Consider the following 14,737-nt stretch of genomic DNA (forward strand, 5'->3'; position numbering starts at 1 on the left):
ATAAATTACCAGTTTTAGGGTTAACTTTTCTCTTTTATCACGCGTATCACATCAGCCGCGCTGACATCGCTGTTAGATAGACCACCAAATTTAACTCGTACATAGTTAGTAATATTAGCAATCTGTGTAGGGCTTAAGTCTTCTGAGAAGCCGGGCATTTTTGGTGCTGTGTTAAAGGCACCTTTCGCGCCAAAGGCAATCACGCCAACGAGCGCATCAGGTTTTACGCGGCGAATGCTACTGAGGCCAACGATGGATGCATAGCGCGCATCGGGCTGGGCGTAACCATCGACGCCATGACAGCTGGCGCAATGTGCTAAATATAAGTCTTTTGGTGAGTTGCTGTTCAGACCACTATTGTTGGCACTGCTGACAGTATTCGTTTTGGTACGCGCCAGATAGTCTTTTTGCTCCAGTAAGTTATAAGTAATCGAGTTACTGACTGGTTGCGGTAGACGAGAGACATTGACAGGTATCAAATAATCATCGGTCTTAATGGCTGGCACGACTTTTAAGTAGTCAGCCATTGCGATCAGGTCTTCATCAGTGAGATAACGCGTACTGTGCGCCACAGCTTCTGCCATCGGGCCGCCCGCGTAAGCGCGCTTATCAAGGGTGCCTGTACGCAGGTAAGTCACGATATCCATTTCGCTCCAACGACCAATCCCTGTGTCGTTGTCAGGGGTGATATTTGGTGCAAACCATTTACCAAGTGGTGCGCCAGATAAATAACGATCTTTATCAAGGCCTTGAGTTAAGTTGCGCGGCGTATGACAGGTACCGCAGTGCTCTAAGTTATTGACCAGATATTCACCGCGCTGCTGAGTTTTCGTCAGTCCTGAGCGATTTTCGGTAGAAGGCACATTGATGACATTCCATGCCAGCATCAAGCTACGAATATTTAACGGGAAAGGCAAATGAGTGGTTTTTTCAGGTGGTTTGTCTACGATAGCAACGGTCTGAAAGTACGCAAATAAGGCGCTGATATCCTCATCTGTCATGCCATGATAGGACGGGTAAGGCATCGCAGGATAAAGCTGATGATTGGGTGCACGACCTTTTTGCAAAATCTTTTTGAAGTCAGATTCAGTATAGTTGCCGATGCCATAGCGCGTTGACGGTGTAATATTGGTCGAGTAGATATTGCCAATGGGCGTCTCAATTGGTACGCCGCCACTATAGTCATCACGGTGGCAAGCCATACAGTCGGCGCTGCGTGCTATGTAAGCGCCGCGATTGGCAAGCGCACTATTAGCAGGGCTGACATTTGGTAGGGTTATTCGACTGGGCAAAGTGTCTATTGGCAAACTGACCGTGCCTGCCATCACGACAGTAGACACTAAGCTGAATCCCAATGTCAGTGTTATTATCGAAGAAAATGACAATGCTGGCATGATTGCAGAAAGTGGTTTCGCAATACTCTTATAATACCGATGAATCATGTCTAATTCCTTTTTAAGCTTTCTGCAAATCACTACCCGTATCTATTCAGACAATGGCGAAACATTAAAAGTACTACTGTCTGGCGGCTTCGACCTTGATACTTAAGTCAAGGTTTTTGGTCAGTCCGAACCAAGCGAATTTATTGATATTCCATTTTGTGCGATTAATCGTAGCAGTGAACTCGCCACCGTAAACATCTTTTCTAATGCTCGTATTTAGATAACAATCGAACTTAGTCGCGGTTAAACTAATTGGGTGGGTCTCGCCATGCAGAGTCAGTTGTCCATCTACCCGAGTGACACGCGGGTTTTTTTATCTTGATTAAAATGCCATCTTGTCGATTCAAACTGCGCTGAAGGAAACCTCTGCATATCGAAAAATTCAGGCCCCGTTAGACTATTATTAAAAGAAGGGTTGCCCGTATTTAAGGAGTTTATCGGTATGATTAATGAGATTTCGCCTGATCTTCGGTTTGGATCGTATCGCAATTGACCTTTGATATTATAAAAATCACCAGTCGTGGCTGAACTCTTAAAGCGTTCAATAGCAAATCGAATATGAGTGTTGGCAGGATTAATAGCGTAACTGGCAGCTTGACTGCTATTTGCAGTGCCTACGAGTAGCAATGGAATGGTCAAAGAAGAATAGATATGTGATGGTTTTGGCCTAATAGACAACAAGCGCATAGCCACATTCCTTTACCGGCTATTGATATAGAGGAGCTTATTCACAAGCGCTATCCGTGCGTTTGCTTAACAATAAGCCAGTGATTGTTTATTATTTATACAGGGTTTTTCAAATACTTAGTAGTGCTATTTTAGTAAAGAGATAACGAACAACTCTGTCATGACCGACCGTCCATTCAAAGTACTGAACATAAGTGCTAACTTTAAGTGTTAGAGTGCTCAATGCTAGACAAGCTAAGACCAGTATGTCTTTTATCATCGCTAGTACTGTGTGTTTTATTCTTAATCGATTGTTTGAAAAATAGGGCTGCGAGCGCACAAGCTATCGTTAATGACAGCAGCATTGAGACCAATGTATGGCTAAAGAAATGATCACCAAACAGCATTTTATACAGTCCCATTGTCCAGCCCAAAACAGTTACTGATATGACTATCTGATAGCGGTATTTTCTCAATGTCGGTAAAAAAACCAGTCCATATAAAGAAAACCCTGCGCTGGCGTGAGCCGCTGGAAAGCATCTGGCAGGCGTTGCTGCTACTATGTTTTGCCAAAGATTGAGGTAGGGCAAATCCCCATTAAAAATAACTAAGTCATTTGGGCAACTGACATGGGTGAAGCCTTTGAGCGTGGCAATGGTAGCAGGTACAACTGCTAATATAATTAGTAGGTAGCTAATCTCGCGCATAGATAAAGGAAGTAGAAATCTATCAAGCTTACTACGATGGAGCTTATTACAGGTTAAGGCAGTAGCATTAAGCCTTGACTGTCTGTACTTGATAACTAAAACGGCTATGAGATAGACAGCCAAAAGAATCAACAACGCTTTGGGTAGATCATAAAAGATAAACGCATAAGGCTGCGCGCCTTTTTCGAGTAGCCAGTGACCATTGTTGTAAAAAAGCTTACTGATGCGTACATCTAATTGGCTATGCTCAAAAACTAAGGTGGCCATGATGGTCACGCACAGTAGTTTTAGCCAGTCCCAAGTCATTGCGTTGTTTTCTGAAGTCATGACTACACCTAATAACGTATATGCGATGTTGATGGATTTTAATACGACCTTTGTTTTATTGTTTACCTAAGATAGCGCTAGCAACGCATTGTGCTGTTAGGCGAGTGCTCGCCATGTTTTAATAAAATAGAGCAGACTTTAATAAAATAGAGCAGATAATGCCATTACCCATAAAACCATTAACAAACTTAACGCTAAGAACTGCGCCGCAGAGCCGACATCTTTTGCGATTTTTGCGAGCGGGTGTTTGGCGGTTGAAGTATGGTCAACGCAAGCTTCGAGTCCTGTATTGATTAGCTCAACAATCAAAGATAAAAAAGAAGCGACGACTAGCATCATTTTTATACCAAGCGCAAAAGGCAAAACGATGACAGCAGCTAGCAGTACAAGATTGAGCCACACAACTTGTCTAAAAGCCGCTTCAAATTTATATGCGGCTTTAAAGCCATCTATAGAGTAACCAGTGGCTTTGATAATGCGGAGGATTCCCGCTTTACCTTTGGCATGACCTGCAAAGCTGTCAGCTGCAAGTGCACTATCATGTGCTGTTTGGTTGACAGAACTATGCTTGGTTGACGGGCCTACAAGGTTGGTATGAGTAATTTGCTTCATATGGCATTCTTAACGGTCTATTAAAATTAAGATAGCCTGAGTATAAGACGGGAGAGGTTAAGAAAACGTTAAGAGGATATAGATGGATAAGAATAAAGCGTAATGGGTGTTTAAATTTTTATTTCCCAATCAGTAATTATGATTAGGAAATGAAGATGTCTTTGGATTATCATAAGGTTACTTATAATAAATACTAAAGGTGCTACCACCTGAGCGATTGGCTTGGTGAGTGAGCTGCCAGCCCATATGCGACATTATACGCTGGACGATACTGAGTCCTAGACCTGAGCCTTCAACCTTATGTTTTGTATCATGCTCTGACAACAGAATTGTTTGCTCGTCTTTATACTGAGACTCTAATCGCTCAAACCGTTCATAGAGTAAAGGCATCATTGCTTCAGGAATACCTAAACCAGTATCAGTCACCGTGATTTTTTCGTCATCGATAGTAATGGTTACCTCGCCATCATCGGTATATTGAAACGCATTTTTTATGAGATTGCCCAATGCCATTTTTAGGAGTTCGGGGCGTACGTAAGCGCTGTATTCCTGCTCAGCAATTATCTGACAAGTGACAGACTTATACCGCAGCAAGTATTTTAGGCGCTGCATTTCCGCTAAAGCGATACTATTAATAGAGGTTTGCGGTGCGTCTAACTTTTCAGGCGCGCGCGATAGTAGAAGCAGGGCGGTGATGATCTCAGAAGTTTCTTTGGCAGTAGTGCTAATGCGATTGGTAAATTCATTTAAGTGGCTGTCAGCGTCTAATTGCGAGGCCAACACTTCAGAAGCTCCCATGATAATAGTCAACGGCGTGCGTAACTCGTGGCTGACATCACCAGTAAACAGTTGCTCGCGCTTGAGATATTGCTCTAACTTGTGGTTTTTCTCATCGATGGCCCGTGCCAAGACACCAACCTCAGATGGCAAGTGTGTCAAATCGCTTAAGTTATGATGATCGGTCTCGATGGCTTGCTTCAAATCCAATAAAGGCTTGATGATCTGTTTGGAAGATAACTGAGAGAAGATAGCGGCGATAAGTAAGCTTAGAATCACGGCTACTTTTAGCGTATCTGCAAATATGTCTTCTAGGTGCTCAAATATCGCCAAGACTGGGTAATTTCCCATCACCATTTCGGTGTTTTCTAGGTAAGTCAAAATATAGGTTTGACCATCTTGAGTATAGGCGAAAAGATGCAGGTTGGCATGACCTGCTCCAGAGGTTTTACTAACAGTGACAGAAGTCTCTTGTACCGTGTCATTGGCTATCGCTTGCAAACTGGCAGGTGCTTTGTCATAGCGATAAATCTTGATACCTGGTTCGGCGACATAAATAGGTTGGTCACCGTACTTTTCTTGACTGAGTTCTAGCTGCTGCAATAGGCGAGCCTTGACCAAATCTTGCTCTATTCGGCTCTCCGCGTACAAGAAAATACTGACAAAAGCTGCGCACAGTAATAACGCGAATATGAAGTAAGACAGTCTGAACTTATTGGCTATCGAGTCTATATTGAGCATGGCATGGGACAACCTAATAGAAGAAGGCGATATATAACAGGGCTATATATAATAGAGCGATAAATACGATACGGTCAGTCGATTAGTAAATTGGATAAGGTTTATTCAATTCATGCTGCAATCACAACTACGCGCTTGCTGATTTGTTAGGGTCAACAACTTGGTAACCTACACCAGGTACTGTGACTATCATGGGTGTGTTAAATGGCTTATCAACCTGCGCCCGTACGCTATGCATATGGGTGCGCAGTGCATCACTACTGGGTATATCTAGCCCCCATACTTTTTCTTCAATCTCAGTTTTACTGACGACTCTAGGCGCTGCACTCATGAGGATATGTAATATTTTAAAGCCAGTTGGGGTAAGCTTCAGTGATTGTCCGTCGCGCATAATGGTATGCTCGCTATTGTTTAAGGACAACGGTCCGACGGCAATACTGTGGGCAAAATGATCGTCCTCATGGCGACGTATGAGCGCTTTGATACGGCACTCTAGTTCAACCAACGAAAACGGCTTGACCAAATAATCATCAGCACCGCTATCAAACCCAGCGACTTTATCTAAGATTGTATCGCGAGCCGTGAGCATTAGCACGGGAGTCTTGTCATGCAACTCTTCCCTGAGTTTTTTGCACAGCTGCGTGCCATCCATACCCGGTAACATCACATCTAGCAGTATCACGTCATAGCGATTGTTTGAGGCAAGTGTTAGCCCGCTATAACCATTATGTGCGTTGTCCAACTCAAACCCTTTTGGCTCAAAAAAAGCATAAATATTGGCCACGATATCGGGGTTGTCTTCAATGACGAGTATCTTGTACATGATGCTGACCTAAAAAATAGTGGTTACCTAAAAGGACTGAGTAATATAAGAACGTATGTAGTAAGCTGTTTTTAACAAATTAGTTGGAATAACTCACTTTTAACCACTCAATTAGAACGGGACAGTTTGAAAAGGGTTGCTTCACCTTTGACTTCATCGGTCGTAATACCAAAAAAGCTAAGCAATGTCGGGGTAATAAAATCGTGTGACACTGGCTGATTGACCATACTAGAAAGACTCTCAGTATCAATACTATTGCTATTGGGCGACCAAACTATCGTAGGCACGTGTTTTTGGGTATCTGGTGCGAACTTATAGGGTAGGCCGTGGAGGTAGATATTATTTTCACCCAAACTCTCCCCATGATCACTAATATATACCATTACTACATCATAATCTTGCTCATAAGGCTTTAACGTATCAATCACATTACTCAAAAAGTGATCAGTATAGCGAATCGCATTATCGTAACCATTTATCACAGACTGAGCATCACATTTAGACAGCTCATTGGTCATGCAAACAGGATTATATTTTTCAAATGCTTTGGGATAGCGCTGATAATAGGCGGGGCCATGATTGCCCATTTGATGCAGCAAAATAAGTGTGTCTTTCGGCATCTCTTGCTGTGAGCTGCCTGACTTTACAAGTTCATCAAACCCATCAAGCATACCGATATCTCGGCATTCGACATCACAGTTCGGATTGGTATCAGCCGTTTTGTAGTCCTCAAAAGTAACACGATCAGCCACGCCTTTAGAGCTGGAGTTATTGTCGCGCCAAATAACATTAACCCCTTGCTTACTTAGTGTATCTAGTACGTTTTCATTATACTTGGCTGTATCGATATCGTAGTCTGCTCGATTTGCATAGCTGAACATGCAGGGTACGGAGTAGGCCGTAGAGGTGCCGCAAGAGACAGCATTCTGAAAACTATAGAGGTCTGATTGTTTTGAGAGCAGCGGTGTGGTGTTGCGTGTATAGCCATTTAAACCGAAGTGATCAGCGCGAGCCGTTTCCCCAACCACAAACACCATCAGTTTTGGTTTAGCATTGCCACTCACACTATTAGCAGGTGACACACGCTTTGCATCTGTCGCATGTAGCGTGAAAGTATCAGGACGGCGTAGCTCATCGATATAGTTTTCGCCAAGTTTGATCGTAGAGTAAATAGGCGTGATCGGGTTAGCATAATAACGGACTTGTTTATGCTGACGAAAGAAGCTGGCGTACTGGTCACCAAAGGGTAAAAGACACGCTGCGATCAATGCGATAGACAATATCAACGTGGCTGTTTTTTGTAGAATACTGCGTTGCCAAGTAAAGCGTTTTAGACGAATTTTGCTAATGATAAATGCTGGCAACACGCCTAATATCAGCACCCGAATGACCATGCTGGGGGCAAACAATCCCATCGCCTCTGCTTGATCGGTCTCCAGACTGTTAATCAACATGTTGGTATCAAATATCGTCCCGTAAGCATCGGTAAAATAACCACAGATGGCAGCGATAATTAGTAGCATAGCCAATACGGGCTTAGCAATTGGGCGATAGCACAGCAGCTGTAATACCAGCCACATCAGTCCAAATAACAAACCTGTAATAGACAGGATAAATCCGACGTTTGTGCTAAATGGATAGACATTTAACACCTGCTCAAAGAACGCAATATTTGCAGTCGCTACCAAATATAAAGTCACAATAATAATAAGATAACTGAGACTTATCTCACGATCATAGAGCTTACTAAGGTAGCTGGTCTTTGTATTGGCGTTGGGTGCTTTAACTTTGAGCACATTGGTCTTGATGACTTGAGGTATGGACATACAGATACTTCTCAACAGATGGTAGGAAACGTCATTCCTTACCATAGCAAGTGGTCTGTTAAGAAGATGTTAAGGCGATTGATGCTACTTATAATAAGTTAGATGCTGAGGTGTTTTCTGAGATGATTTTATACATTCAAGTCAGGCAGGATTCATCATTGCCATCAACTGAGATTTGTCCTTTATGGTGATAAAACCATAGTGCATATCGATAAGGTTCTGCTTTTGCCACGATGGGATGATTTTATTGATGGTTTGTCTGGTAGTGCCAAGCATAAAGCCAAGCTCTTCTTGCGATAAGCGCAGATCTATTTTGATATTACCATTCACTTGCTTACCATAAGTGTCAATCAGCCCAATCAGCATACTAGCCAATCGCGCTGAGGTATTGAGTGAGGTAGCATCGTCAATCCAATCAAATGCTCGTCGGATTCGCTCGCAGGTTATAAGCGCGAGGTGCTTGTATAAAATCGGATGCAACTGCGCTGTCTGAATGACTAGATTTCTTGGGGTTGAGATTAGCGTTACTTTATTAATCGTCCACGCATCATGGGTGCGAGGATTGTCATCTATGATAGATATTTCACCAAACCACTCACCACTAGATAGGTGCGCCAGTGTCATGGCATGTCCACTAGCGCTTACATTACAGACTCTAATCGTACCCGACACGACAAAGTGTAGCGCCGCATCATCATTGTCACCGATGGCATGAATCATTTGACCTTTTTGGTATACCTTTAGCACCGCATCGCCTGCTAGTAGCGACTGCACAATGGCTGGTAGTTGACTAAACCATGGGTCGTTATTTAAATAATGATTGATACTCATAAGTGTAATGTTTTTGACAGATTTGGTTTTATGAAATGGTGTAAAGTAATCATTCAGGATATCTAACACAGTAAAGGAATACACCATGCAAGCAACTATGCAAACCGCAACATCGACCGATTCAACCTCGAGTGTACACCATAATATGAGCGAACAAGAGTGGCAGATGCGCGTAAATCTTGCCGCCTGTTATCGAATGATTGCCTCTTATGGCTGGGATGATTTGGTATTCACTCACATCTCTGCGCGCGTACCAGGTACTGAGGATGAGTTTTTAATCAATCCGTACGGGATGTTATTTGAAGAGATTACCGCCTCTAGTTTGGTCAAGGTCAATAAAGCAGGCGAAAAAGTAGCACCATCAGAGTTTGAGGTTAATCCAGCTGGATTTATCATTCATAGTGCTGTGCACGAAGCTCGTGATGATGCGCATTGTGTTATTCATTTGCACACAAATGATGGCGTTGCCGTCTCAGCGCAAGAAAAAGGCCTGCTACCTATCTCGCAACAATCATTATTTCCGCTATCTAACTTGGCATACCACGACTACGAAGGCGTCGCATTAAACCCTGAAGAAAAGGTTCGTTTGGTTGCTGATCTAGGTGATGCTCACTTTATGATTTTGCGTAACCATGGTCTGCTCACTTGTGCCGATACGGTCGCCAATGCGTTCTTGTACATGTATATCATGCAAAGAGCGTGTGAGATTCAGATCAAAGCGCAGAGTGGGGGCGGTGCATTGACGCCAATACCAGCACAAATATTGGCTGGTATCCAAGCTGCATCAGAGCAGGTGACTAGAGGAGCAAATGGTGATATCGCATGGCCTGCTTTATTAAGAAAGCTGCGTCGTACTGACCCATCATTTGAGGAGTAAATCTCTAATGATAACTCTTGATGAGTGGCAACGGCAGGGGCAATATGAATCCATTAACGGGCATCAAATATTCACTCGGTATGCAGGGGATAAAAGTGCGCCTGTATTGCTATTGATTCATGGTTATCCTAGTGCCAGTTGGGACTGGGAGGGTATGTGGGATGCGCTAACCGAACATTATTATGTCATCACTCTCGATATGCTAGGGTTTGGGTTGTCAGATAAACCCAAAAACGCGCGCTATCTAATCAGTGAGCAGGCCGATATTTATCAAGCGGTTTTGCAAAAACTGGGTGTTAGTGATTATCATATATTAGCGCATGACTATGGTGATACAGTGGCTCAGGAATTGCTAGCCAGACAAGTAGAAGGGAGCGCTGAGCGACACATCGCTAGCGCATGCTTCTTAAACGGTGGTCTGTTTCCTGAGACGCACAAACCTATCTTGGTACAGAAGCTACTGCTATCGCCATTGGGTCCTCTGGTATCGAAGCTGATTAATAAGCAGAAATTTGCGGGCAGTCTACAACGGATATTTGGCCCCGACACGCAGCCCACAGTAGAGGTGATAGACACGCTATGGCAGCTGTTAAATCACAATGATGGATTGGGTGTGATGCATAAGCTGATTAACTATATGCCCCAACGTCAGCAGTACCGCGAGCGATGGGTAGGTGCGATTATCGACAGTACTGTACCGGTGAAATTGATCGCAGGTGCCAAAGATCCTATCTCAGGTCAGCATATGATTGCTCGTTATCGTCAGTTGATACCCAATGCTGATATAACCAATATGCCTATGCTAGGCCATTATCCGCAGATAGAAGATGCGGCAGCGATCACAGCGGCCTATCTACAATTTAGACGCAGTGTTCTGTAAATATAGTTCAATCTAACAAACGCAGGGCATCAAATGGTGCTCTGCGTTTTTTTGTTCTCTTATCATCTTCTAACTCTTAAAAAAATGCATAAGTCTAAATGAGACTAATATCCGTGAGCGTAGTCACAGAGCTGTGCAAAAGGTTTTTGATAAAATGATCACCAAAAAACGGCTAATTATCATTAAATGGCCTATATACATAGTGCTACAAGATACTGATGACTTGATAAAAAGGTATTTTGAAAAACTTGAGGTTTTGGAGCGTAGTCTAAGAGACTATCTTTTAAGTATATTATGAGAATATAAAGTACTCGAGTAAAACCTAACAGATATAACTATCCTTAAAAGCTGTTATAAGTGGTTCCATTATACCAGTCTGTTTTAAGTAGTCTGTTAATAGGCTTAAAGGGTGAAATAACTGGTTTCGTTGGGGTATACTTAAAAAATGGTGATAATATATGGAAATGGCTATAGATTTCAAAGATGTTGATACAGTGGACAGAATGCACAAAAAATTAAAGCATGCTTTCGGCTTTCCAAACTTTTATGGAGCTAATATTCACGCTTTAATTGACTGCTTAGGCGACATACGATATCCAGAATACGGCATGTCAGAGGTCATTATAGGAGAAAATGAAGTGTTAAATCTAACAATCAAAAATTTTCCTTATGAAAATAAATTAATTATTAGGGCGTGTTGAACATTGTGAATAAAACGATGGCAAAAAAATAGCAAACGGTTAGTCTTTAAGTTCTCACACAAAAAAGACATCGTTTGCTATGCCTCGTACAATGCTCAAAGATCAACACTGGACAAGACTAAGACCTATATTACTAGAACTTAATATCTATGACAAAGGGAATCTTAGACAAACAGTCGAAGGCGTATTATATCGTATGCGTGTTGGCTGTCCTTGGCGTGATCTGCCACCTTACTTTGGTAAGCCTAATACCGTCTACAAGGCTTATCAGCGCTGGTTTCGTAGCAATAAACTGATTACGCTGTTCGCTTTATTAATTAAAGACTCAGACTGTGAATGGGTATTTATCGATGGCACGCATATTAAAGCACATCAGCACAGTAATGGTGGTAATGAGGTGGAACAAGCCATTAGTAAAAGTGTGGCAGGACGCGCCACCAAGATTCATTTAGCGGTTGATGCTCACGGCAACCCTATTACTTTTATCTTATCAGATGGTACGACTCACGATGTAAAGGTGGCTCCAGACTTAGTTGATAAGATTAATTTAAGTGGGACAGACATGCTATGTGCCGATAAGGGCTATGATTCTGATCTGCTGCGAGCGCATATTGAACAAGCGGGTTGCTTCAATAATATTCCTCGAAAACAGAATACTAAGTCCACCAATAACCATATGGACTGGCACTTGTACAAGGCTCGACACTTAGTAGAAAATGCTTTTGCTAAGTTAAAAAACTACAGGGCGGTTGCAACTAGATTTGATAAGCTCAAGCAAAGTTATGAGAATACGGTGGCCCTTGCTTGTGCTTATATCTGGCTGAAATTATGAATGTTCAACACGGCCTAATATTTTTTTTCTGCAATAAAATATGTAAATAAGAAGTCTATTAACCGTCATGAAACTCCTTCAACCTCTACCATGTCAAGGTAGGTCGACGAAAATGCTTATTGTGATAATATCTTACATTCATTGACCTTTATGGCCTGTAGATATTATACGATTGAATAATCACAATGTAAATTATAATGCAATAAAATTTAACTCGTATTTAGGCACTGTATTTTTATAGTGTTTTTACCTCTACTCAAGCCCTTCTCAGAACAAAAAAACTATGTTTGTTCGTTGAGAATCTATTCTTATTACGTCTGCTATTGTCGTTTTTGAATTTCTACGTATTGTTTCTACTGCTTATTCTCTGCATAATATAAGGAGATTACTGTTCTAATCTCTGCATATCTCTGGGGAACGTATGAAGCATACTACTTATATTCATGAGCACTCAAATTGGACTGAATGGCAATGGTCGGACAAGAAGCTATTGCCATTCGTCAGTCGTGTGCGGATATTACAAGGCCATTTATTAGGAAAGCTACTAACACTAGGGTTCGATCTGAATGTTGAGGCACAATTAGATGCGGTGACCTTAGAGATTATCAAAACTTCTGAGATAGAAGGTGAGACGCTAAATGATGAGCAGGTTCGTTCTTCAGTTGCGCGGCACTTAGGGCTGGATAATGCCAGTATGCCAACCACTACTCGTGAGATCGATGCAGTGGTAGAGATGATGCTAAGTGCCACCTATCGTTATCAACAACCGTTATTATTAGATGATCTACTCGGATGGCATCGAGCATTATTTCCAAATGGATATAGTGGGCTTTATCGTATTCAAGCAGGCAGTATCCGTGATGATAGTAAAGGACCGATGCAAGTAGTGTCTGGTGGGTATGGTCGTGAGCAGGTTCATTTTGTTGCCCCCAGTGCAGATAGGTTGCCAGATGAGCTAGACAAATTTCTATTATGGTTTAATACTTCGTCAAATAAGCAAGACGATATAGATTTGGTCATAAAAGCAGGTGTTGCTCATTTATGGTTTGTGACTCTGCATCCATTTGATGATGGAAACGGACGACTAACACGAGCACTCACAGAACGAATGCTGGCAAAAAGCGATAACAGTGCCCAACGCTTTTATAGTATGTCAGCGCAAATTCTTAAACAGCGCAACGACTATTACAAAATACTAGAACGTACGCAAAAAGGTGATAAAGATATCACGGATTGGCTGGTGTGGTTTTTGCAAACGCTAGAGCAATCCCTCATTATAGCTCAAGAAACCACGGATAAAATTATCAATAAGGCAGGCTTTTGGCAGACGCATCGACAGCATGCTTTAAATGATAGGCAGGTGAAGATGTTAAATATTTTGCTGACTGATTTTTATGGCAAACTCACCACTAAAAAATGGGCGACCATGACTAAGTGTTCTATAGACACGGCACTAAGAGATATTAATGATTTAATAGAGAAGGATATGATGCAAAAATCTGTAGCATCAGGACGCAGTACGAGTTATGAGGTGGCTTTGCGATAAGGATTATGTACTTTGAGTTTGACCGTAAGGCTGTTTAATTTAAATATCCCAAGTTCAGGTTTGCTGTTACTTCAGCATCGTTCACTAAGGTCGTATTGAAATAACACTTCATTGTATGGGTTATTTAAGCTCCTAGATTCAAATAAGAAGTGCAACGTTTTAAAAGAATGAGTTGAAGAGTAAGATGTGCCGTGTTGCATTTCAAACTTCAACTCCTACATATCAGAACGTTATGAAACACTATACACATCTTACCCAAGAGCAAAGATATCAAATATCAGCGCTATTGCAAGCTAAAAAAGGCATGAGTGAAATAGCTAGAATTATTGGCTGTCATAAATCAACGGTGAGTCGAGAGATAAGGCGAAACATGGGACAAAGGGGTTATCGCCCCAAACAAGCCCATCGATTGGCAAACGCGCGCAAAGTTGTGAATAGCTCACAGATCAGCCGCTTTGGCTGGTGCTATATTGATCATCTACTCAGCAAGCACTACTCACTTGAGCAAATCACAGGGCGACTGAGAATGCTGGGTTGGCAAGAGGTCCCAAGCCATGAATCGATATATCAACACATCTATACTGACAAAAAGGCAGGGGGTAACTTACATAGCGCCCTTAGATGTCAAAAGCGCTATAGGAAACGCCGTCTGCAAGGTTATGATAGGCGCGGAAAGATAGCGAACCGCTGTGATATCACTGAGCGTCCAAGTATCATTGATACGCGCAGTCGTATGGGTGATTATGAAGGGGATACGGTGGTTGGTCGTGGACATCAAGGTGTGCTTGTCACTCTAGTGGATAGAACAACTCGAGAGACTAAGATCAAAGCGCTACCCAATCGCAAGGCAGTAGCCGTCACACAAGCTTGTATTGGCATGCTAAAAGGTGAACAGGCGTTTTGATAAAGTCTGAAAATGATCTTGGAAGACGATTTTATATAAACCCTTTATATAATATGTTATCAACTCAATTTGTGGGAGTTAGTTACAAGTAGCACTGTGAGATAATGATTGATACAATGATGGGTATGATTCCCCCAACTCGCAAAAATTTAGCAGACTCAATGAATATTAGTGTAAGTACCTTACAAAGGCGGCTCGATGAAGAAGGTACCTCATTCCAAGAAGTTTTAGAGGAAACGAGAAAG

At 42.2% G+C, this 14,737-nt stretch carries 15 protein-coding genes; 6 read left to right on the forward strand and 9 right to left on the reverse strand.

Features of this window, described 5'->3' with window-relative positions; translation table 11 throughout:
* Nucleotides 1-20 precede the first annotated feature (20 nt).
* From CXF62_RS07735 to CXF62_RS07770, 9 genes are all read right to left on the reverse strand, one after another.
* Entirely contained in the window at nt 21-1,394 is a 1,374-nt protein-coding gene (locus CXF62_RS07735; protein ID WP_102093729.1) for a cytochrome c, read from the reverse strand.
* 121 nt (nt 1,395-1,515) lie between these two features.
* Complete coding sequence (locus CXF62_RS14910) at nt 1,516-1,722, reverse strand: YceI family protein (RefSeq protein ID WP_322868753.1); 207 nt, start codon at nt 1,720-1,722, stop codon at nt 1,516-1,518.
* A gap of 8 nt (nt 1,723-1,730) precedes the next feature.
* On the reverse strand, nt 1,731-2,129 hold the full coding sequence (locus CXF62_RS14915) for a YceI family protein (protein WP_265734908.1): 399 nt from the start codon (nt 2,127-2,129) through the stop codon (nt 1,731-1,733).
* A 203-nt stretch (nt 2,130-2,332) separates the two neighbouring features.
* Nucleotides 2,333-3,142 (reverse strand): PAP2 family lipid A phosphatase, encoded by an 810-nt coding sequence (locus tag CXF62_RS07745; protein ID WP_102093710.1) that lies wholly within the window; start codon nt 3,140-3,142, stop codon nt 2,333-2,335.
* A 138-nt stretch (nt 3,143-3,280) separates the two neighbouring features.
* Nucleotides 3,281-3,754, reverse strand: coding sequence for a diacylglycerol kinase (locus tag CXF62_RS07750; protein ID WP_102093712.1), 474 nt, complete (start codon nt 3,752-3,754; stop codon nt 3,281-3,283).
* Nucleotides 3,755-3,931: 177 nt separating this feature from the next.
* Nucleotides 3,932-5,272, reverse strand: a complete 1,341-nt coding sequence (locus CXF62_RS07755) for a sensor histidine kinase (RefSeq protein WP_101206345.1) — start codon at nt 5,270-5,272, stop codon at nt 3,932-3,934.
* Nucleotides 5,273-5,399: 127 nt separating this feature from the next.
* Complete coding sequence (locus CXF62_RS07760) at nt 5,400-6,095, reverse strand: response regulator transcription factor (RefSeq protein WP_101206346.1); 696 nt, start codon at nt 6,093-6,095, stop codon at nt 5,400-5,402.
* Between the two features lie 107 nt (nt 6,096-6,202).
* Nucleotides 6,203-7,921, reverse strand: coding sequence for a phosphoethanolamine transferase (locus CXF62_RS07765; RefSeq protein ID WP_102093713.1), 1,719 nt, complete (start codon nt 7,919-7,921; stop codon nt 6,203-6,205).
* 141 nt (nt 7,922-8,062) lie between these two features.
* The gene (locus CXF62_RS07770; RefSeq protein WP_185156616.1) at nt 8,063-8,752 is read right to left on the reverse strand and encodes a Crp/Fnr family transcriptional regulator; all 690 of its coding nucleotides are present in this window, start codon (nt 8,750-8,752) and stop codon (nt 8,063-8,065) included.
* Nucleotides 8,753-8,837: 85 nt separating this feature from the next.
* On the opposite strand from CXF62_RS07770, the gene CXF62_RS07775 reads away from it, so the two are divergent.
* From CXF62_RS07775 to CXF62_RS07800, 6 genes are all read left to right on the forward strand, one after another.
* Entirely contained in the window at nt 8,838-9,629 is a 792-nt protein-coding gene (locus tag CXF62_RS07775) for a class II aldolase/adducin family protein (protein WP_228153196.1), read from the forward strand.
* A gap of 7 nt (nt 9,630-9,636) precedes the next feature.
* Nucleotides 9,637-10,509 (forward strand): alpha/beta fold hydrolase, encoded by an 873-nt coding sequence (locus tag CXF62_RS07780; RefSeq protein WP_102093716.1) that lies wholly within the window; start codon nt 9,637-9,639, stop codon nt 10,507-10,509.
* A 458-nt stretch (nt 10,510-10,967) separates the two neighbouring features.
* Entirely contained in the window at nt 10,968-11,210 is a 243-nt protein-coding gene (locus tag CXF62_RS07785; RefSeq protein ID WP_102093718.1) for a barstar family protein, read from the forward strand.
* Nucleotides 11,211-11,289: 79 nt separating this feature from the next.
* On the forward strand, nt 11,290-12,042 hold the full coding sequence (locus CXF62_RS07790; RefSeq protein WP_102093719.1) for an IS5 family transposase: 753 nt from the start codon (nt 11,290-11,292) through the stop codon (nt 12,040-12,042).
* 421 nt (nt 12,043-12,463) lie between these two features.
* Nucleotides 12,464-13,588, forward strand: a complete 1,125-nt coding sequence (locus CXF62_RS07795; RefSeq protein ID WP_102093720.1) for a Fic family protein — start codon at nt 12,464-12,466, stop codon at nt 13,586-13,588.
* Between the two features lie 232 nt (nt 13,589-13,820).
* Nucleotides 13,821-14,492, forward strand: coding sequence for an IS30 family transposase (locus CXF62_RS07800; protein ID WP_185156617.1), 672 nt, complete (start codon nt 13,821-13,823; stop codon nt 14,490-14,492).
* The last annotated feature ends 245 nt before the right edge of the window (nt 14,493-14,737 follow it).

Source organism: Psychrobacter sp. MES7-P7E (assembly GCF_002863645.1).
GTDB lineage: Bacteria > Pseudomonadota > Gammaproteobacteria > Pseudomonadales > Moraxellaceae > Psychrobacter.